General features: G+C 57.5%; 24 protein-coding genes. 15 read left to right on the plus strand and 9 right to left on the minus strand.

Going from position 1 to position 18,746, the window contains the following annotated elements:
* The first annotated feature begins 22 nt into the window (after positions 1–22).
* Positions 23–337, plus strand: a complete 315-nt coding sequence (locus SJY13_RS00485; protein WP_377186333.1) for a hypothetical protein — start codon at positions 23–25, stop codon at positions 335–337.
* Positions 338–449: 112 nt separating this feature from the next.
* Positions 450–902, plus strand: a complete 453-nt coding sequence (locus SJY13_RS00490; protein ID WP_200818617.1) for a hypothetical protein — start codon at positions 450–452, stop codon at positions 900–902.
* 1,077 nt (positions 903–1,979) lie between these two features.
* Here SJY13_RS00490 and SJY13_RS00495 read toward each other — a convergent pair.
* Together SJY13_RS00495 and SJY13_RS00500 are read right to left on the minus strand one after the other, a co-directional pair.
* Positions 1,980–2,117 carry an entericidin A/B family lipoprotein gene (locus tag SJY13_RS00495; RefSeq protein WP_085824632.1) on the minus strand — a complete coding sequence of 46 codons (138 nt, stop codon included), beginning with the start codon at positions 2,115–2,117 and terminating at the stop codon, positions 1,980–1,982.
* A 260-nt stretch (positions 2,118–2,377) separates the two neighbouring features.
* Positions 2,378–2,719 carry an ArsR/SmtB family transcription factor gene (locus tag SJY13_RS00500; RefSeq protein WP_377186337.1) on the minus strand — a complete coding sequence of 114 codons (342 nt, stop codon included), beginning with the start codon at positions 2,717–2,719 and terminating at the stop codon, positions 2,378–2,380.
* A gap of 340 nt (positions 2,720–3,059) precedes the next feature.
* On the opposite strand from SJY13_RS00500, the gene SJY13_RS00505 reads away from it, so the two are divergent.
* From SJY13_RS00505 to SJY13_RS00530, 6 genes are all read left to right on the plus strand, one after another.
* Positions 3,060–3,692 carry an ATP-dependent Clp protease proteolytic subunit gene (locus SJY13_RS00505; RefSeq protein WP_085824595.1) on the plus strand — a complete coding sequence of 211 codons (633 nt, stop codon included), beginning with the start codon at positions 3,060–3,062 and terminating at the stop codon, positions 3,690–3,692.
* Between the two features lie 132 nt (positions 3,693–3,824).
* A complete protein-coding gene (gene clpX, locus SJY13_RS00510) occupies positions 3,825–5,090 on the plus strand; it encodes an ATP-dependent Clp protease ATP-binding subunit ClpX (RefSeq protein ID WP_085824596.1) in 1,266 nt (421 codons plus the stop codon).
* A gap of 63 nt (positions 5,091–5,153) precedes the next feature.
* Positions 5,154–5,528, plus strand: coding sequence for a Rid family hydrolase (locus SJY13_RS00515; RefSeq protein WP_085824597.1), 375 nt, complete (start codon positions 5,154–5,156; stop codon positions 5,526–5,528).
* 79 nt (positions 5,529–5,607) lie between these two features.
* Positions 5,608–5,991 (plus strand): NADH:ubiquinone oxidoreductase subunit NDUFA12, encoded by a 384-nt coding sequence (locus SJY13_RS00520; RefSeq protein WP_085824598.1) that lies wholly within the window; start codon positions 5,608–5,610, stop codon positions 5,989–5,991.
* Between the two features lie 12 nt (positions 5,992–6,003).
* A complete protein-coding gene (gene mlaD, locus SJY13_RS00525) occupies positions 6,004–6,456 on the plus strand; it encodes an outer membrane lipid asymmetry maintenance protein MlaD (RefSeq protein ID WP_377186343.1) in 453 nt (150 codons plus the stop codon).
* Positions 6,453–6,821: a DUF2155 domain-containing protein gene (locus SJY13_RS00530; RefSeq protein WP_377186346.1), complete on the plus strand. Its 369-nt coding sequence runs from the start codon at positions 6,453–6,455 to the stop codon at positions 6,819–6,821. Before mlaD ends, SJY13_RS00530 begins: the two co-directional genes overlap by 4 nt.
* Here SJY13_RS00530 and aat read toward each other — a convergent pair.
* The 4 genes from aat to SJY13_RS00550 all read right to left on the minus strand — a co-directional run bounded on the left by aat (position 6,776) and on the right by SJY13_RS00550 (position 10,009).
* Positions 6,776–7,408 carry a leucyl/phenylalanyl-tRNA--protein transferase gene (gene aat / locus SJY13_RS00535; RefSeq protein ID WP_377186349.1) on the minus strand — a complete coding sequence of 211 codons (633 nt, stop codon included), beginning with the start codon at positions 7,406–7,408 and terminating at the stop codon, positions 6,776–6,778. The two genes, SJY13_RS00530 and aat, sit on opposite strands and share 46 nt — an antisense overlap.
* 48 nt (positions 7,409–7,456) lie before the next feature.
* Complete coding sequence (accC, locus tag SJY13_RS00540) at positions 7,457–8,806, minus strand: acetyl-CoA carboxylase biotin carboxylase subunit (protein WP_377186352.1); 1,350 nt, start codon at positions 8,804–8,806, stop codon at positions 7,457–7,459.
* A gap of 9 nt (positions 8,807–8,815) precedes the next feature.
* Positions 8,816–9,322 carry an acetyl-CoA carboxylase biotin carboxyl carrier protein gene (accB, locus tag SJY13_RS00545; RefSeq protein ID WP_377186355.1) on the minus strand — a complete coding sequence of 169 codons (507 nt, stop codon included), beginning with the start codon at positions 9,320–9,322 and terminating at the stop codon, positions 8,816–8,818.
* Between the two features lie 150 nt (positions 9,323–9,472).
* Positions 9,473–10,009 (minus strand): LuxR C-terminal-related transcriptional regulator, encoded by a 537-nt coding sequence (locus SJY13_RS00550; protein ID WP_377186358.1) that lies wholly within the window; start codon positions 10,007–10,009, stop codon positions 9,473–9,475.
* Between the two features lie 204 nt (positions 10,010–10,213).
* Between SJY13_RS00550 and SJY13_RS00555 the strand changes: the two genes are divergently transcribed.
* From SJY13_RS00555 to SJY13_RS00575, 5 genes are all read left to right on the plus strand, one after another.
* A complete protein-coding gene (locus SJY13_RS00555; protein WP_377186361.1) occupies positions 10,214–11,509 on the plus strand; it encodes a helix-turn-helix domain-containing protein in 1,296 nt (431 codons plus the stop codon).
* A 78-nt stretch (positions 11,510–11,587) separates the two neighbouring features.
* Positions 11,588–11,968: a response regulator transcription factor gene (locus SJY13_RS00560; RefSeq protein WP_085824606.1), complete on the plus strand. Its 381-nt coding sequence runs from the start codon at positions 11,588–11,590 to the stop codon at positions 11,966–11,968.
* Complete coding sequence (locus SJY13_RS00565; protein ID WP_377186364.1) at positions 11,965–12,279, plus strand: hypothetical protein; 315 nt, start codon at positions 11,965–11,967, stop codon at positions 12,277–12,279. The genes SJY13_RS00560 and SJY13_RS00565 overlap by 4 nt, the downstream gene beginning before the upstream one ends.
* The gene (locus SJY13_RS00570) at positions 12,267–14,945 is read left to right on the plus strand and encodes an ATP-binding protein (RefSeq protein WP_085824608.1); all 2,679 of its coding nucleotides are present in this window, start codon (positions 12,267–12,269) and stop codon (positions 14,943–14,945) included. Before SJY13_RS00565 ends, SJY13_RS00570 begins: the two co-directional genes overlap by 13 nt.
* A 78-nt stretch (positions 14,946–15,023) precedes the next feature.
* The gene (locus SJY13_RS00575; RefSeq protein ID WP_377186367.1) at positions 15,024–16,124 is read left to right on the plus strand and encodes a FliM/FliN family flagellar motor C-terminal domain-containing protein; all 1,101 of its coding nucleotides are present in this window, start codon (positions 15,024–15,026) and stop codon (positions 16,122–16,124) included.
* A gap of 1 nt (position 16,125) precedes the next feature.
* On the opposite strand, the gene SJY13_RS00580 is transcribed toward SJY13_RS00575, so the two are convergent.
* Positions 16,126–16,557 (minus strand): TIGR01244 family sulfur transferase, encoded by a 432-nt coding sequence (locus SJY13_RS00580; protein ID WP_377186370.1) that lies wholly within the window; start codon positions 16,555–16,557, stop codon positions 16,126–16,128.
* A gap of 119 nt (positions 16,558–16,676) precedes the next feature.
* The gene (locus SJY13_RS00585; RefSeq protein ID WP_377186373.1) at positions 16,677–17,540 is read right to left on the minus strand and encodes an MBL fold metallo-hydrolase; all 864 of its coding nucleotides are present in this window, start codon (positions 17,538–17,540) and stop codon (positions 16,677–16,679) included.
* A gap of 245 nt (positions 17,541–17,785) precedes the next feature.
* On the opposite strand from SJY13_RS00585, the gene SJY13_RS00590 reads away from it, so the two are divergent.
* On the plus strand, positions 17,786–18,001 hold the full coding sequence (locus SJY13_RS00590) for a hypothetical protein (protein ID WP_377186376.1): 216 nt from the start codon (positions 17,786–17,788) through the stop codon (positions 17,999–18,001).
* 9 nt (positions 18,002–18,010) lie between these two features.
* On the opposite strand, the gene SJY13_RS00595 is transcribed toward SJY13_RS00590, so the two are convergent.
* Positions 18,011–18,229, minus strand: a complete 219-nt coding sequence (locus SJY13_RS00595; RefSeq protein WP_085824633.1) for a hypothetical protein — start codon at positions 18,227–18,229, stop codon at positions 18,011–18,013.
* Positions 18,230–18,391: 162 nt separating this feature from the next.
* Here SJY13_RS00595 and SJY13_RS00600 point away from each other — a divergent pair, with 162 nt between their 5' ends.
* The gene (locus tag SJY13_RS00600) at positions 18,392–18,661 is read left to right on the plus strand and encodes a DUF2312 domain-containing protein (protein WP_085824613.1); all 270 of its coding nucleotides are present in this window, start codon (positions 18,392–18,394) and stop codon (positions 18,659–18,661) included.
* The last annotated feature ends 85 nt before the right edge of the window (positions 18,662–18,746 follow it).

Genomic DNA, 18,746 nt, shown 5'->3' on the forward strand with positions numbered 1-18,746 from the left:
GAAACACTGGCAGGAGGCCCAAATGTCCATGATCCCCATCATCGCGCTTGGATCGGCGGGGCTGTATTCCGTTGCCATGATCTCGATGAAGTACTGGTGGAAGATACCGGGGCTTGGGTTGGGCCTGCTGATTGTCGCGACCCTGCTGGCCGGGGCCACACTTGAGTTGGCCGCGCTGCGCGAGGAACGGTTGGGCATTATCTATACCGGCATTCTGGGGGCCGAAGTAATCCTGATCGCCATAGCCTCGTATTTCCTGTTTGGTGAAAACTTCTCGCATCGCGAGGTATTTGGCATCGGTCTTGTCCTGATCGGCACTGCATTGGCCTGGGCCTGAGCGTCAGATTAACCGATTATGAACAATCTTTTAGGAAAGTTGTAACCAGCGCTCTCCCTCCCAATCTTTGTAACAGGCCAGAAACGGCCCGGACAAAAACGGAGGAGAGACCATGACCAGATATATGACTGCCGGAGCAGCCGCTCTGGCCACGACCCTCAGCTTTGGAACCGCCGCTTTGGCCGATACTACGCCCGATCTGCGTGGCATCTGGACCGGCAGCTATACCACTGTGGGGCCGAACCGCACCACAACCGGTGATGCGCCGCGGTTCAACTCAGCCGAATGGGTGCTGGACATCCAAAAGCAACAGGACAACGTGTTCTGGGGGCCCAGCAAGTGGCGCTCGAGTGGCACCTCGGACTGGCGGAAGTTGGATGCCACCGGCACCATCAGCCTGGATGATCCCAACCGGATCAGCATCGTCGAAAGTTCGGCCAACCCTGAGATCGGCGTGAATGCCCTGATCGATGCCCGTTACCAGGACGGCAAGATTTATGCAGATTTCCGTAGCCTGCGTCGTGGAACGACCTACAGCACCGTTCTGGAACGTCAGGTGAACTGAAGCGTCTCTGGCCCGATCGGTTTGTAGGGGGTACAGGCTGCGACTTGTTGCAGCGCGTAGTAGGTAATTCCCGGTCGGGTCAGAGCGCTTCTCAGAAACGGATTCAATGTCTCCTCGGGGAGGGGACGGGTCGGGCGGCACCATCGCCTGCGACAGGGCCAGATTGCACCCGCGCCAGACTGCGGCGTTCCTGGATGCGGGTCATCTGGCTTTTACGGTCCTTCAGCGTATGTCGTGAGTGGTGAATCAAGGGTCGCCCGACCCCGATTCCGGCCTAATCAATTCGTCGCGTTTGTAGCGACAACGCCCCTCTATTTGGCTCATTCTGCGGATTGGGACTTTGCAGCCGCAGAAATCCGGTAGATTCTGGCGGAAGCCCGAGATTGCAACTTTTCCGCCTTTAAGCCTGCCTTCTGTCGCGTTTTCTGGACTTGTCCACAAAATTCTCCCGCCGGATATCAACATTTTTATCCCCGGCTAATTTCCATGCTGCAGTGCTAATTTCTTGTCCGGTGCGCTTGGCGATGTAACAGTCAATTTATCGCCACGGTTCTTCGGACCCAAGGCGGGACGCACAGGCCAAGGGGGTCGGCGCGATGAGGAGAGATTTTAGGATTTGTCCTGATCTGCAAAGGCTTACCGGTGTTTGGCTGGCTGAACTGGGTGTCACCATCCGGATCAGGTAGCCAGCTCTCAGAAAGTCAGTGCGTGCTGTGAGGTGCCCTCGGGTGCTGCATGGCGGCTGAGGTTCTTTCAGAGCCAGAGCCAACTGGATCGGGACGTCCCTCGGACGTTTTGGACCGGCAAGGCGTCAGGAGTGTCCGCAAGGGCACGTGCAAAGACCGCGTCTGCGCACCTGACGCCTTTTCCTTTTTCAGAAATCGCGTTCCAAAGGGCTGCCACTACCCCTTGCCAAAACAGAGACGGGGTTCTTGTGTGTGCACAAGAACCCCGTCGTCGTGTCAGAAATGCAGTACCGCGTCTATGCACCTGTACCCGCGACCATATCCCATATATGCGCAGGGTTCAACTATATGTTGGGTTTTGGTGCCTTTGCTGCGCTATATTCAGTCCAAATCAGAGCTGTTGCTGAACATCAGTTGCTGCGCCCTGAATGGCGTCGCCTGCATTTTCGATATCTTTTCCGGCGCCCTTGGCCGTCTCGCAGGCGGTAAGGGTAAACAGGGCCAGTCCAATCAGAGTTGCGCGGATCATCGGTGTCTCCATTTGTGTCAATTTTTTTTGCCTAGCAGTTTTCGGAACGTGGAACCAGTATTTTGCGACGTCGCCTAGAGTTGCCGAATTGAGGGCTGACAAGGGCCGTGGCAGTAAAGGTCAGCATCCTTTGGTCCGGGCAGGCCAGATGGCGTGTTATCCCCCAGACCAGCGTCGATACCGTGCCAAATTACCTCAAACATTTCGACCGCTTTCCTGGGTTGGCCGCCAGCTATCAAGACTGCGCCACGGCCTTCAAATCAGCTGTCTTCATCTCTGCAAAACAGCTCGTACACTACTTCGAGCATGCGGCGGGGGCGATCGTCGGCCAGGCGGTAGTAGATTGCCTTGCCCTCGCGGCGCGGCGTCACCAGACCTTCCAGACGCAGGCGTGACAACTGTTGGGACACGGCGGCCTGACGGGCAGACAGCAACTCTTCCAACTCTGTCACGGACTTTTCCCCGGACACCAAATGGCACAAGATCATCAGACGGCCCTCGTGGCTGATGGCCTTCAGGAAATTGGACGCACGCGTCGCGTTCTCTACCATTTTGTCAAATTGCTCGGGTGTTGCGTCTTGCGAAAGCTGGGGCAATGCCATCGTTATATTCCTCGTTTGCCCGGAATCGGGCGCGTTTGCGCGTTTTCTGGTCTGTTATTCGATCTGATCGGGTACCTAAATTGAACATGTATTACCATATGCATGGATCAAAATGATGTGATGTGAAAAGGGGAACTTCTGACAATTCGAAACCAGACCTTTTTAGGGAGTAGCAGAAGCCGACGCCGACGGCGGTGTCCGCGTCGCGATCTGCCACAAATGGGTCCAGCAGCACGCGAAGTATCCGGCCCCCCTTGCAGCCCCCCGGTGGCAACACTAAGACTTGGGTAACGTTTCTTCGGCTAATGTCCCGATCCATCGCAAAACAGGCAGGTTTCCAATGTTCGACCCCGTTGATACTTATATGAATACACTCGTTCCCATGGTCGTCGAACAGACCAGCCGGGGCGAGCGGGCTTACGACATTTTCTCGCGTCTTCTGAAAGAGCGGATCATTTTCATCAATGGCCCGATCCACGATGGGATGAGTCATCTGATCGTCGCCCAGCTGCTGCATCTTGAAGCGGAAAATCCGAACAAAGAGATCTCGATTTACATCAATTCGCCCGGCGGCGTGGTAACCAGCGGTTTGTCGATTTACGATACAATGCAGTATATCAAGCCGAAATGTTCAACATTGGTAATTGGTCAGGCGGCCTCGATGGGGTCGGTTTTGCTGGCCGGTGGTGAAAAGGGAATGCGGTTCTCGCTGCCCAACAGCCGGATCATGGTGCACCAGCCCAGCGGTGGCTATCAGGGTCAGGCCAGCGATATCATGATCCACGCGGCGGAAACGCAAAAGCTGAAGGATCGCTTGTATGACATCTACGTACGCCATACAGGCCAGACGAAAAAGTCGGTTGAAAAGGCGCTGGACCGCGACAATTTCATGAGCCCCGAAGAAGCAAAAGACTGGGGGCACATCGACGAAATCGTCGAAAACCGCGCAAAAATGGATGGCGAGGACGCCTGATCACACAGCCCTGCGTCACGCATGCAGGGCTTATTTTGAGATTGTAGCCGTCTCGGCGGTGGCCTAAGCTGCAGCAGACGACGGCAATCGCGGCCCGGTGGGGCCGCAGGGACGAAGCCCGAAAGGTAGAACATGGCGACGAATTCAGGCGGTGATGGCAAGAACACGCTCTACTGTAGCTTCTGCGGTAAGAGCCAGCACGAGGTGCGTAAGTTGATTGCCGGACCTACCGTTTTCATCTGTGATGAATGCGTTGAGTTGTGCATGGACATCATCCGCGAAGAAACCAAGGCAAGTGGCCTGAAATCTTCGGATGGGGTGCCGACGCCCAAAGACATTTGCGAGGTTCTGGACGACTACGTCATCGGTCAGGCCACCGCCAAACGGGTGCTGTCAGTTGCGGTTCACAACCACTACAAACGTCTGAACCACGCACAAAAAGCGGGCGGTGATATTGAGTTGGCCAAATCCAACATCCTGCTGATCGGCCCTACGGGTTGTGGCAAGACCTTGCTGGCGCAGACCTTGGCACGGATTTTGGATGTGCCGTTCACCATGGCAGATGCGACCACGCTGACCGAAGCGGGTTATGTGGGTGAAGATGTCGAGAACATCATCCTCAAGCTGCTGCAGTCCTCTGAATACAATGTCGAGCGTGCGCAACGCGGCATCGTTTACATCGACGAGGTCGACAAGATCACACGCAAATCCGAGAACCCGTCGATCACTCGTGACGTTTCGGGCGAGGGCGTACAACAGGCTCTGCTGAAGCTGATGGAAGGCACTGTGGCCAGCGTGCCGCCACAAGGTGGGCGCAAACATCCGCAGCAGGAATTCCTGCAAGTGGACACGACCAACATCCTGTTCATCTGCGGCGGTGCATTCGCCGGGCTGGATAAGATCATCGCGCAGCGCGGCAAGGGCTCGGCCATGGGTTTTGGGGCCGATGTGCGTGACAACGACGATCGCGGCGTGGGTGAGATCTTCAAGGAGCTCGAACCCGAGGATTTGTTAAAATTTGGGTTGATCCCGGAATTTGTCGGCCGTCTGCCGGTTCTGGCAACGCTGGAAGACTTGGATGAGGACGCCCTGGTTACAATCCTGACCAAGCCCAAGAACGCTTTGGTCAAGCAATACCAGCGTCTGTTCGAGCTGGAAGATTCTGAGCTGGCCTTTACCGACGATGCGCTCAAGGCGATTGCCAAGAAAGCCATCCAACGTAAAACCGGTGCACGTGGTTTGCGTTCGATCCTCGAAGATATCTTGTTGGACACGATGTTCGAACTGCCTGGATTGAAAAACGTGACCGAAGTCGTTGTGAATGAAGAGGCGGTTACATCAGAGTCGCAACCACTGATCATCTATGCGGACGCGGCTGAATCTGCTTCGGCAGGTTAAGACCAGATAGGTTTCACGAACACGGCGCGGCATTGTCCGCGCCATTTTCATGTGAGGGGTAGTATGGCAATCAGACGTATTTCATCAGGCGGCGAATACGAGGCCAAAGTGGGCTATTGCCGGGCCGTGGTTGCAAATGGGTTCGTCTTTGTCGCCGGTACCTGCGCCCAGGGTGATGACATTCCGGATGATATCGTGGGTCAGTGCAGATCAGCCCTGGATGCGATTGGAAAAGCTCTGGTTGAGGCGGGGGCGGGTTTCGCTGATGTGGTCCGGGTAAACTACTACTTGCCTGACATGAGCGAGTTCGAGCAATGTTGGCCCCTGTTGGTCGAGGCGTTTGGAGCCAATCCGCCTGCAGCGACGGTAACTGAATGCAACCTGATAACACCCAAAGATCGTATCGAGATCGAAGTCACCGCAGTGCTGCCGGAATAAGAAGTGCGGTCCTTGTGGCACTGGACCTTGGCGTGCCTTTGGTCCATATCTGCAAGAATAGAAATGCCGGAGGCAGCCGATGGGAATCCTGAACAGTTTATTGCGGGCCGTAACCTGGTGGAACGGTGCCACTTTGAACACGCAGTTCTACACTGCGCGCAAAGGGGTCAAAGTCGGTGAAGACAACGAAGGCAACGTGTTCTATCGCAACGCTGATGACAGTAAGCGCTGGGTGATTTTCAACGGCGAGGCCGAGGCCAGCAGGGTCGATCCCGACTGGCATGGCTGGCTGCACCGGACTTGGGATGAGCCGCCGACAGAAAAACCGATGCAGCATAAATCCTGGGAAAAACCCCATCAGGAAAACCTGACAGGCACTGCGCTGGCCTATGCGCCAGCGGGATCCTTGCGCCGCCCGGAACCGGTCGAGCGTGCGGATTACGAAGCCTGGAGCCCGGAATAAACGAGGCAAACAATGTCGACCCATAATGTAACCGAAGTACTTGTCGGCGGTGCCGTTCTTGCATGCGCCATCGCGTTTGGCGTTTACGCCAGCCAATCCACGGGCCTGTCACAGGGCGGCGCGGGGTACGAGCTGGGCGCGTCTTTCCGCTCGCTCGAGGGTGTTGGCGTAGGCACGGATGTGCGGCTGGCCGGCGTCAAAATCGGCACCGTAACCGGCGTAAATTTGAACGCTGATACCTATCGTGCAGATACCACCTTTACAATTTCAGACGGCATTCTGGTGCCAGATGACAGCGCGATCATAATCTCGTCCGAGGGCCTGCTGGGCGGGAACTTTGTTGAAGTGATGCCGGGCGGTTCGCCCTTCTACTTTGAGGCCGGAGATCAGGTTGAAGACACACAAGGTGCGGTCAGTCTGATTTCGCTGCTGGTCAAATTTGTGGCCGGGGACGGCGGCGAATGAAACACCTCGCGCTGATGGCAGCGCTGCTGGCCGCGACGGGTGCAGCGGCCCAGCAAAAGGCCCAGTCCGGTCCCGGCGCAATGCTGCGGGGGCTGGACAAGGTCAACGGCCAAACGGTTGATGTCGAGATGCAGAATGGCCAGACCGGGGCGATCTTTGGTCTGGATGTCGCCCTGGGCGATTGCCGGTATCCGGTTGACAACCCGACGGGGGATGCCTTTGCTTACCTGACGATCTGGGAAAAAGGTGAGCCAGAGCAATTGTTTGATGGGTGGATGATCGCCACGTCACCCGCACTGAATGCGCTGGATCATGCCCGCTATGACGTCTGGGTAATCCGCTGTATCACGCCCTCGGGGGATTGATCCAACACCGCGGTAAAATCCGCACTGGCATCGATCGCGTCTTCCAGCGCTAGTCGGTATTGCGCACGCGGGATTTCGATCGCCCCCAAAGTAGCCAAATGTGCCGTCAGGAACTGGGTGTCAAACAGCTGAAACCCGGTCTGGCGCAAACGGTCTACCAAGTAAGCCAAAGCGATTTTCGAGGCGTCCTTCCGGCGAGAGAACATGCTTTCACCAAAAAACGCAGCCCCCAGCGTTACACCGTAAACACCGCCGGCCAAGACATCACCGTCCCAGACCTCAAGCGAATGCGCGTGGCCCGAGCGGTGAATTTTTCGATACAGATCGCGCAGCTCTGCATTTATCCAGGTTTCAAAACGGTCCGCACAACCCCCGACGACGCCGTCAAAATCGCGGTTGATGGTGACGGAAAACCCGCAGTTTCGAATGCGCCGAGCCAGGCTGCGGGACAGGTGAAACCCGTCCAGAGGCACAACGCCCCGAAATTTGGGATCGACCCAGAACAGCTCTGGGTCATTGCGGTGCTCTGCCATCGGGAAGATGCCGATTGAGTAGCCGTGCAGCAATAGTTCAGGGGTCAGGCTCATGTTGGGTGCGCGTTGACCAGAGGGCGTGAACCCTCTGGTCTTAAGGGCTTATTGTTCCATGTTCTCCGCAAGCCAGTGCTCCAGCCAGTGGATGTTGTAATCGCCGCTGTGGATGTCAGCTTCTTGCAGCAAAGCATGGAACAAGGGAACGGTTGTGTCGATGCCATCTACGATCAATTCACCCAGGGCACGGTTCAATCGAGCAAGTGCCTCATCCCGGTCGCGGCCTTGCACGATCAACTTGCCAATAAGCGAGTCGTAATAGGGTGGGATGGAGTACCCGTCATACAGCGCCGAATCCATTCGCACACCCAGACCGCCCGGCGCGTGAAAGGCCGTGATCTTGCCCGGGCAGGGCGAGAAGTTGGGTAACTTTTCAGCGTTGATCCTGACTTCGATAGAGTGGCCGTTGATCCGTAGGTCATCCTGACCAAACGACATCTGTTCACCCGCGGCCACAAGAATCTGTTCACGCACTAGATCGACACCGAAAATGCCCTCGGTCACCGGGTGTTCCACCTGTAGGCGGGTGTTCATCTCGATGAAATAGAACTCACCGTTCTCATAAAGGAACTCGATGGTGCCTGCGCCGATATAGTTGATTTTTGCGACCGCATCCGCGCAAACCTTGCCAATTTTGGCGCGCTCTTCCGGAGTGATGGTGGGGCCGGGGGCCTCTTCAAAGACCTTCTGGTGGCGGCGCTGCAGCGAACAGTCACGCTCGCCCAGATGGACCGCCTTGCCTTTGCCGTCGCCAAAGACCTGAATCTCGATATGGCGCGGCGTGGTCAGGTATTTTTCGATATAGACTTCGTCATTGCCAAAGTTGGACTTGCCTTCGGCGCGGGCGGTCATGAAGGCGCTTTCCATTTCATCAGCGTTCATCGCGACTTTCATGCCGCGTCCGCCGCCACCGGCCGTGGCTTTGATGATGACGGGATAGCCAAACTCTTCACCGATTTTCTTGGCTGAGGCCAGATCAGGCACGCCGCCATCTGAGCCCGGAACGCAGGGCACACCCAGCTCTTTCATCGTGTCTTTGGCGGTAATCTTGTCCCCCATGACGCGGATGTGTTCTGCAGTGGGGCCGATGAAAGTGATGCCGTGATCTTCGACGATCTGCACAAACTCGGCATTCTCGGACAGAAAGCCGTAGCCGGGGTGGATCGCTTGCGCGCCAGTGATTTCACAGGCCGAGATGATCGCGGGTACGGACAGATAGCTTTGCGGGCTGGGCGGAGGGCCGATACAGACCGATTCGTCAGCCATGCGCACATGCATCGCGTCACTGTCGGCGGTGGAGTGGACGGCAACCGTCTTTATCCCCATCTCGCGCGCGGCGCGGATGACGCGCAGGGCGATCTCGCCTCGGTTGGCAATCAGGATCTTGTCGAACATGGGCCCGCCTTACTCGATGATGACCAAAGGAGTGCCGAATTCCACAGCGTCGCCATCACCCACCAGAATACGTTTGATGGTGCCCGACTTGGGGGCGTGGATGTGGTTCATGGTTTTCATTGCTTCGACGATCAGCAACGTGTCGCCTTCGGACACTGTTGCGCCGACCGTAATGAACGCAGGTGCGCCAGGCTCGGCCTGCATATAGACCGAGCCAACCATGGGCGAAGTCACGGCGCCCGGATGGCTCGCCGGATCCTCACCCGCGGCGGGGGCTTCTGCGGCTGCCGGGGCGGCGGCTGGTGCAGCAAGCGGTGCAGCCATCGGGGCTGCGGCCGGAACAGCCACCTGAACCGGAGCGGGCGCGGTCTTTGACAAGCGGCTGACGCGGACGTTCAGGCTGTCTTCTTCGCCATATTCGCGTTTGACCTGCAACTCGGTTAGATCGTTTTCGCGCAGCAGTTCAGCCAATGCCTTGATGAACGCCACATCCGCTTCGTGTTTGGTGTCTGTCATGAGTGTCCTCGACGGTTCCCCTTTGCCCGTCTGTGTCCTGCGGGCTTTGGTCTGATTACGCAGCGTTATAAGCTATGCGCCCGGCCATGAAAAGCGCAGTCTGGGCCTGTTATGAAAGGGTTTGTTCAGGATTTCCAAAGCCAGAGGATGTTACAGCGGCATTCCCGAGAGTTTGGCCACGAGTTCAGGCAGTTTTCGGGCCCCGAATTTGTCCAGAAGGCGGGCGCGGTAGGCCTCGATCGTGCGATAGCTCAGGCCAAGTTCCACGCCAATTTCCTTTGCGGACAAGCCGCGGCAGGACATGATGGCCACCTCGCGTTCACGGGTTGTCAGATCAACAAGGGGGCGTTCTTCCGAGATGTCCGAAAAGCTCCAGATCCCGTGGCGGAAGGGGTCGTCCGGGGTCAGGGACCTTCCGCGTGCCCGGCACCAGAACAGGTCGCTGTTGCGCCGCCGCATGACGCGCTCGTCCGTGTAATAGCCGGTGTCGCGCATCACCTGTAGACTGCGCGCGCCGATCCGTTCCCAGTCGGCCACAGACGGGTAGAGGTGCAAAAGGGGCATATTGCGATAATCCGCAGCCGCGCCGCCAAAGGTGCGCGCAAACTGCAGATTGCAGCGTCGGATGATCCGGCTTTCCAATTCGACGAGTCCGATTGGCGCATATTCAAACGCGGGGTCGCTCATCTGCGCATGGTGCCGGGATTTCAGAGAAATGAGAAGGGGGCGCGCGCAGTTTCTGAGATACAAGGTGAACCGCGGCTGAAGCGGAGTTGTTAAATTTGTAAAGCCACTATGAAAACTATCAGGTAACTATTAGAAATAAAATGAAAGTCCTGAAAATTGGTGTGATTTCGCAGGGCGACAGGTTGAATTAGAAAGGGCAAAGCCATGCGTGACAAGCTGACCGGCAGCCGCATTCGAGAACGGCGCCAGATCGCAGGTCTGCGACAGGCTGAGCTTGCGCGGAAGGTTGGGATTTCAGCGTCTTACCTGAATCTGATCGAGCACAATCGCCGACGTATCGGGGGCAAGCTGCTTGTGGATATTGCGGCAGTGCTGATGGTCGAGCCGTCGCTTTTGACACAAGGCATCGAAGCCACTTTGATATCCGCCTTGCGCGAGGCGGCCGCGGAAGCCGTCGGTCAGCAGGCCGAAGTGGACGCGCTGGAAGAATTCGCTGGTCGATTTCCCGGGTGGGCCGGTGTGCTGGCGCAAATGCACCGCCGCGTTGTGTCCCTTGAGCGAACGGTTGAAACACTGTCTGACCGCCTGACCCATGATCCGCATCTGGCCTCGTCCGTACACGAGGTTCTGTCGACGGCTGCCGCGATTCGGTCAACCGCGGCGATCCTTGCTGACACCCAAGAGATTGAGCCCGAGTGGCAGGATCGGTTCCATCGCAACCTGCATCAGGACGCCGAGCGTTTGGCGGACAGTTCCAAATCGCTGGTGGCCTATCTGGATGACAGCGACTCCGCCGAGGATCGCAGGGGTGTCCCGCTGGAGGATGTCGAAGCGTTCTTTGACGCCAGAGAGCACCATTTCCCCGAGATCGAAGACGGCAAAACTGCAGACCAGGTCGACCTTGCCGAGTTGGATTCAACGACCGCCCGGACGCTGGCACTGAGCTTTCTGAAAACCTATACCGCAGATGCCCGCGCAATACCTCTGGCGCAGATCAAAGCGGCCGTTTCCGTGGCAGAGCCGGATCCGGCGCAGCTGGCAGCGCAGTTTTCGGTCGATACGGCCACTGTTCTCAGGCGGCTTGCGGCGCTTCCCAAAGGGTATCTGTCGCGACCAGCAGGTCTGGTGATGTGCGACGCGTCCGGCAGTGTATTGTTCACCAAACCCGTTCCCGGATTTGCAATGCCGCGCTTTGGGGAAACCTGCCCGCTTTGGCCAGTGTTTCAGGCATTGAACAGGCCCTTGGTGCCCATTCGCAAACGCGTCGTGCAACTGGGCCGGGCGGCGGCTGTGTTTGACTGTTATGCTTATGCCTGGCCACAGTTTGTCGGGGGCTATGACGAGGGGCCGGTCTATCGCTCGGTCATGCTGATTCAGCCTGTAGAGGACGGTCAGCCGAACGATAAGACCGTGTCCAGAGTAGGGCCCAGTTGCCGGGTGTGTCCCAACAACAGCTGCGAGGCCCGCCGCGAACCCTCGATACTGCGGGAAGGTTTTTGACAGTTTCCTGACTGTGCGCGTAAGCTGGCCCGGACGGGTCGACCAATACATGACCCGTCACGGGGAGGACAGATAGGTATGAGCCGCAGGGTTCTGTTGATTGAGGATGAGCCGAACATAGCCGAGGCCATTCGGTTTCTGCTGACGCGCGAGGGTTGGCAGGTGGAAACGCATGCCGATGGAGCCGATGCGCTGCAGGTTATTCAGGGGGCCAGCCCGGATCTGGTCATTCTGGATGTGATGTTGCCGGGCAAAAACGGCATGGAGATTTTGCGTGAATTGCGCACTCTGGAAGACATGCAAGGGTTGCCCGTTCTGATGCTGACCGCGCGGGGCCAATCCCGTGACCGGGAAATGGCGGAAAATGCCGGGGTCAGCCGGTTCATGACCAAGCCGTTTTCAAACACTGAGATGCTGACCGCCGTGCGGGATCTGCACGCGCAGGCTACTCAGTCATGAGCAAGGGCGAAGACCGTCAGCCGCAAGGCGTCCGGCCTTCGCTGTTCCTGGAGCGCCAAAGCTATCGTCGACGCAGGTTGACTGATGCCGCCCGGCTGTTGCCGGTCCTGGGCGCTGCGCTGATCGCAATTCCCTTGCTGTGGCCCAGCGGCGATGCGGTGCAGGATGGAATCCCACTGTCATCGGCGATTTTGTACATCTTTTCCTGCTGGGTGGTCTTGATTGCCGCCAGCCTGATTTTTGGGTTTGCCTCCAGACACAAGACGACAAATGACGATTCCGAACCCGAGTCGGACCGATGGCAACCCTGAACGTCCTGATCCTTGTCTGCCTTGGCTATGTGGTGCTGTTGTTTGGCGTCGCTTTTGCGGCGGACCGAATGGCCGCCGCCGGCAAGGGGGCGTGGCTGCGATCACCCCTGATCTATACGCTTTCCTTGTCCATCTACTGTACGGCCTGGACGTTCTACGGCGCGGTCGGCAATGCGGCGCGGTCAGGGCTGGAATTCGTGACGATCTATCTGGGGCCGACGCTGGTGATGATCAGCTGGTGGTGGGGCTTGCGCAAACTGGTTCGGGTCGCGCGCAGTCAGAGGGTGACGTCGATCGCCGACCTGATCTCATCCCGGTACGGCAAATCCAATACGCTTGCGATCGGCGTGACCATTCTGGCCGTGCTGGGCGGGACGCCGTACATAGCGCTGCAACTTCAATCCATTACCCTGTCATTTTCCATCTTTGCCGAGGCCGACCCCTCGGGTCTTTATCGCCAGGGGGCGAGTGTGTTCTGGGTGGCCGCGGGGCTTGCAGTGTTTGCCATCCTGTTCGGGACACGGAACCTGGACGCCAATGAACGTCACCATGGAGTGGTGACCGCCATTGCTCTGGAATCCGTGGTCAAGCTTTTTGCCTTGCTGGCGGTCGGGATCTTTGTGGTTTGGGGCGTCGCTGGCGGCATTGGTCCGATGATGGAACGCATCGATGCGTCGGAAATTGGCCAGTGGAACGTAGATGCCGGGCGCTGGACGACATTTATTTTCCTGTCTGCCGCAGCCTTTGTCTGCCTGCCGCGCATGTTTCAGGTCATGGTCGTCGAAAACGCCGATGAAGGTCATCTGAGAACCGCCGCCTGGGCCTTTCCACTATACCTTCTTTTGATGAGCCTTTTTGTGGTGCCCATCGCAGTGGTTGGTCTGGACTTGTTGCCAGAAGGATCGAACCCGGACCTTTTCGTTCTGACCGTGCCTTTGTCGCAAGGCAATGACTGGCTGGCGATGTTATCCTTTATTGGCGGGTTCTCCTCTGCCACGTCCATGGTCATTGTGACAGCGATGGCGCTTTCTACCATGGTGTCAAACCATGTGGTCATGCCGATCTGGCTGAACACGCAAGAGGGCGCTGGCTGGGTGTCCGGTGACGTGCGAAGTGTCATTTTGATCTCGCGCAGGGTGTCTATCGCGGTCGTTATGGCACTGGGGTACTACTACTACCGTTTGTCCGGTGGGGGTGCGGCCCTGGCGTCGATAGGTCTGGTCGCCTTTGCCGGGATCTCTCAGATCCTGCCCGCATTGGTTGGCGGGTTGTTCTGGCGTGGCGCAACCCGTACCGGCGCGCTGGTCGGGCTGTCGGTCGGGTTCCTTTTGTGGATCTACACGCTGTTACTACCGGGAATGGGCGGCGTGTTAATGACCGAGACTGTTCTGCAAAACGGCCCATTTGGCATCGGTTGGCTGCGACCGCAGGCGCTGTTCGGGATCGCGGGCATGGACCCGATCGTCCACACCGTCATGTGGTCGCTGTCTCTGAACACGGTGGCTTTCTGTGTGGCTTCGCTGCTGAGTTTTCCCAGCCCGCTCGAGCGCTTACAGGGCGCGCAATTTGTCCACGTCTTTGATCATTCCGTGGCCTTGCGCGGCTGGACCGGTTCCGTTGCGCAAAGCGAAGACCTGATGATCATGACCCAGCGCATAATGGGCGCGGGCCCCGCACAGGAGTTCTTTCAGGCCGAGGCTGAAAAACAAGGGGGCCGGTCCAGCCTGCCTGAACCCACACCGGCCTTTCTTGAACGACTTGAACGGGAACTCAGCGGCTCGGTCGGGGCGGCCACGGCGCATGCAATGATCGGGCAGATTGTCGGTGGCTCATCCGTATCGGTCGAGGATCTGTTGGCCGTCGCTGACGAGTCCGCGCAGTTGCTGGAGTATTCCAGCCAGCTGGAGGCCAAGTCTACCGAGCTTTCCCGAACGGCGCGGCAATTGCGCGAAGCCAACACCAAACTGACGCAGATTTCAGAGCAAAAGGACAGTTTCCTCAGCCAGGTCAGCCACGAATTGCGCACGCCTATGACGTCGATCCGCGCGTTCTCTGAGATTATGCGCGACAGCGACGGTCTAAGCGGCGAAGAGCAGACCAGGTACGCCGCAATCATCCATGACGAAGCCCTTAGATTGACACGATTGCTGGACGATCTTCTGGACCTCAGCGTTCTGGAAAGCGGCCGCGTTAACCTGAACATGGGTGGCGATACGTTGCGCTCGGTTCTGGACCGTGCTGTGTCCAGTGCGCTGGCCGGATCAAACCAAACGCTCGCGGTCCGCCGATCAAAGGCATCCGAGCGGATTTCTCTGCACACCGACCTGGATCGTCTGGGGCAGGTGTTCATCAATCTGATCTCCAACGCCCGGAAATACTGCGACGCGGACGATCCTGTGCTGACAATCTCGGCCCATGATGTGGGCGGGCAGCTGGTCGTTGATTTTGCCGATAACGGTAGCGGTATTCCACCCGAGGCCCGGTCGATGGTGTTCGAGAAATTCGCCCGTGTGGGGGGCGACAAAGCAGGGGGTGCCGGGTTGGGGCTGGCGATTTGCCGGGAAATCATGCAGCGCCTGGGCGGTGAGATCACGTATCTGCCTGGCCAGGGTGGTGCCGCGTTTCGCGTTCGCCTGCCGCTTGCTTATCAGCAGGCAGCGCAATGAGGTGGATGTAAATACATTCGTAACCCGCGCTGGGTTAGACCGGATATCAGACATATCAACGGATAGCGGTTTTGTGGCATGACGCAAACGGTCAGCGCAGCTTTGGCACGCAAGGTTTCAGCGGGGCAGGAAGAGCAGGGCGATAAACCCCGATCGGTTCTGCGCGCCATGCGGCTGGCATTTGCCCGGGCAGCCGGGGATCGGTTGCACTTGCCCTTATCCGTAATCGGCGCAAGGCAATCCAGCCGAACGTCCGACGCATTGACGGATACCATTGGCGGAGACTGGTTGTTGCTGCAGCTGGTTAATGCGCAAGGGCTGTCCGCCGCTGTCTGTATGGATCTGGGTGCTGTCTCGGCGATCGTTCAGGTGCAAACGATCGGAGAAGTGATGCCCAGTGCGCCTGCGCCCCGGGCGTTCACCCATACCGATGCCGCCATGGTCGCGCCTTTGGTTGAAGACGCCTTGTCGCGGGCCGTTACGCTGGTGGATGCGGTAAAGGATCAGTCCGCTTTGTCAGGGTATGAATTTGCTTCTCGTCTCGCGGATTTGCGGACATTGTCTTTGGCGATGGTTGAAGATGCCTATCGTGTGTACGACCTGACCATCGAACTGGGCGGTGGTTTGCGGCAGGGGCAGCTGTCCGTTGTTCTGCCGGACAGCCTGGATGAGGTCGGCGAACAGGGCGAACACCCAGTAGAGACCGGCCCAAACCTGGATCAGGCATCAGGTGTGCTGCGGGCCGAACTGAATACGGTGATTTGCCGAATGACTCTGCCGTTGGCTTCTTTGTCGAGCTTTGGGGTCGGAGACCTTCTGCCCTTGAATGGCTCAAGGTTGGACCGCGCCGAGATTTTGACGATTGAGCGTACCCGCGCGGCCGTTGGGCGTTTGGGACAGTGCGGGGGCATGCGCGCGGTGCGGCTGAACGAATATGCGTCGTTGCAGGTTTTGAGCCCGGCAGACGCACAGGAGTTTCTGGAGGCGCGTTCACCCGCCGCGCCGCACAACCCGACAGCGTTGACAGAAGATCCGCCAGAGGTTTCGGTGTATGATCCGAATGTGCTGGCAGATCAGGAGCCGTCCCTTAACTTCACCGATTCGGATCAGATGGTGGCCGAGATTTCACAACTGGCTGGCCTGACGCCGCCGGATAAAGACACGGGCGGCGTCGGATAGTTCAGTCTCGGCTGTTTCGCATCTGGTCCAGCGCCGGGCGCAGGGTGTCTAGCGCGTAGCCGGCTTTGGTCGTGGCCTGCAGAATGTCGTCGGTACTCATCCTGTCGCACTGACCCAATGCCCAAACCACGGAACAACGTGTACCAGAAGCGCAATAGGCCAATACCGGGCCGCTGCAGCTTTCAGCCAGATCACGCTGAATCGCCACGTTTTCGGGAGTCATTGTCTGGTGCGTCAGCTCCAGAACTTCATATTGCAGCCCCGCGGCGCGCACAGCCTCGCCGATTGCTTCGTACTGCATGTCTGCCGGAACCTCGGTGTTTGGGCGATTGCAGATGACTTTCACGAAACCTGCGGCAGCGATGGCTGGGACATCATCGACCGTGATTTGGGGCGAGACGGCGTAGCGGGGGGTAATTTGTCGAATCTCCATGGCAATTGCTTAGGCCGCGTTCGCGGTGCTGTCCAGTTAAGCGCACCGTATCGGTTCGATCAGCTGGTTCTGACCCAAAATAATGCACCCGATTCAATGCCGGTTACCCGACTGACATCTCAGATTTTATTGATTGGAACCTTCAGAAAGACGTCGCCCTTTTCGTCCGCCGGAGGCATCTGACCCGCGCGCATGTTGATCTGTAAAGAGGGCAAAATCAGACGGGGCATGGACAGTGTCGCATCCCGAGCATCGCGCATTTCAACAAATTCCTGGATCGAGCGCCCTTGTCCAATATGGACGTTAAGCGCCTTTTGCTCGCCCACAGTTGTTTCCCAGGCGTACTCATCGCGCCCCGGTGCTTTATAGTCGTGCCCCACAAAAATACGCGTCTCATCCGGCAGCGATAGGATCTTTTGAATTGACCCGTAAAGCATCTCGGACGATCCGCCCGGAAAGTCACAGCGGGCCGTACCAAAATCGGGCATGAACAATGTGTCTCCGACAAAGGCCGCGTCCCCGATTACATAAGTCAGACAGGCCGGGGTGTGGCCGGGCGTATGCAAAACGTCGCCTCGTAACTGGCCGACATGGAAACTGTCGTCTTCGCGAAACAGCGCGTCGAACTGGCTGCCGTCGCGTTGAAATTCAGTGCCTTCATTGAAGATCTTCCCAAAGGTTTCCTGAATGCTGACAATCTGATCACCGATCCCGATTTTGCCACCTAGTTTCTGTTGCAGGTAAGGCGCCGCCGACAGGTGATCGGCATGTACATGGCTTTCCAAAATCCACTCAACCCGCAGATCGTTGTCGCGCACATAGTCCACAATCCGATCCGCTGAGTTGGTGTTCGTGCGCCCCGAGGCGTGATCGAAATCTAGAACACTATCGATGATCGCGGATGCCAGACCTTCGGGTTCCTGTAGCACATAGGAAACCGTAAAGGTCTCTTGGTCGAAAAACGCTTTGACTTGCGGTGTCATCGGGCCCTCCTCAGGTGCAATCAACTCAAATAGATGGTACAGGTTTTAAGCGACTCAGACCTGCACGATTTGATGCGGGTCAAGGCAAGTTAATCGTAAACAGTGTAAAATTTAAACAATCTGCGTCCAGCCGCTGATTTTGCGCCAAACGCAAGCGGGTTTCCGCGATATCGCAGGTTAATCTAAGCAGGTCTTAAAACGGTTACTTATATCTGTCTAAGTTCAAAATGTCTGGGAGGATGAATATGTCAGCAGTCAATTTGTATTCCGAAGCAGAGCAGTTGGAGAGAAAGATTCAAGGTGCCTGCCTTGATACGCGACTGGCGCTGCAGCCGAGCTTTGCCAAAGTGATTGACCGTATGCGGCAGCAAGGCGTGCGCGTGCCTTCTCGCCTGCGTCGGTTGGATGCGGCATTGTGCGAGGACGCGATGGAAGCGCGGTTCGACAACCTGCCGATCTAAGTCGGATTGCTAGCCGAAGGAAATTCCGACAATTACCACCATAAGGCCAAGCACCGACAAAAACAGCGATGCCAGATTCCACGGCAGAACGCTTTGTACAACAGCGCGCAGGTCGTCATCTGACAGACCGGACTTGCGCGCCTTCATCACACGCAGAATACACCAGACCAGCCCGACAAGCCCGGCAATCGAAAGGGCGGCACCGCCCCAGGTGATGACTTCGAACATGGTTCCCCACATAAGGTTGAGATTTCCCGTTGCGCTTAGCCGATAGCCCCCGCTCACACAAGCCTGACCGGGAATGGATGCTTGCGGCCCGTGCGGCGGCGATGTATCCGGCATATCGCCCGCTGTGACAGCATCAGAAATCCACCTCTGGGAGAGACATACATGGATGACATCACCGAAGATCAGGCCGCTGCAAACTATCGCGTAACTGCCGGCGAACTGCGCCAGTTTGTTGAACGGTTCGAGCGTTTGGACGCTGAAAAGAAGGATCTGGCCGAGCAGCAAAAAGAGGTGATGGCCGAAGCCAAAGCGCGAGGATATGACACCAAAGTTCTGCGCAAGGTTGTGGCGCTGAGAAAGCGTGACAAGGACGACATCGCCGAAGAAGAAGCGGTGTTGGAAATGTACAAAGAAGCCTTGGGGATGACCTGAACCGGGCCCCCGACTGTCTGGCTGTCCAAGACCAGATTCAGGAACGGCTTGCTCGCGCATCTGTCGCAACAAGTGCGCCCTCAGC

The organism is Ruegeria meonggei, assembly GCF_042768335.1.
Taxonomy (GTDB): domain Bacteria; phylum Pseudomonadota; class Alphaproteobacteria; order Rhodobacterales; family Rhodobacteraceae; genus Ruegeria; species Ruegeria meonggei.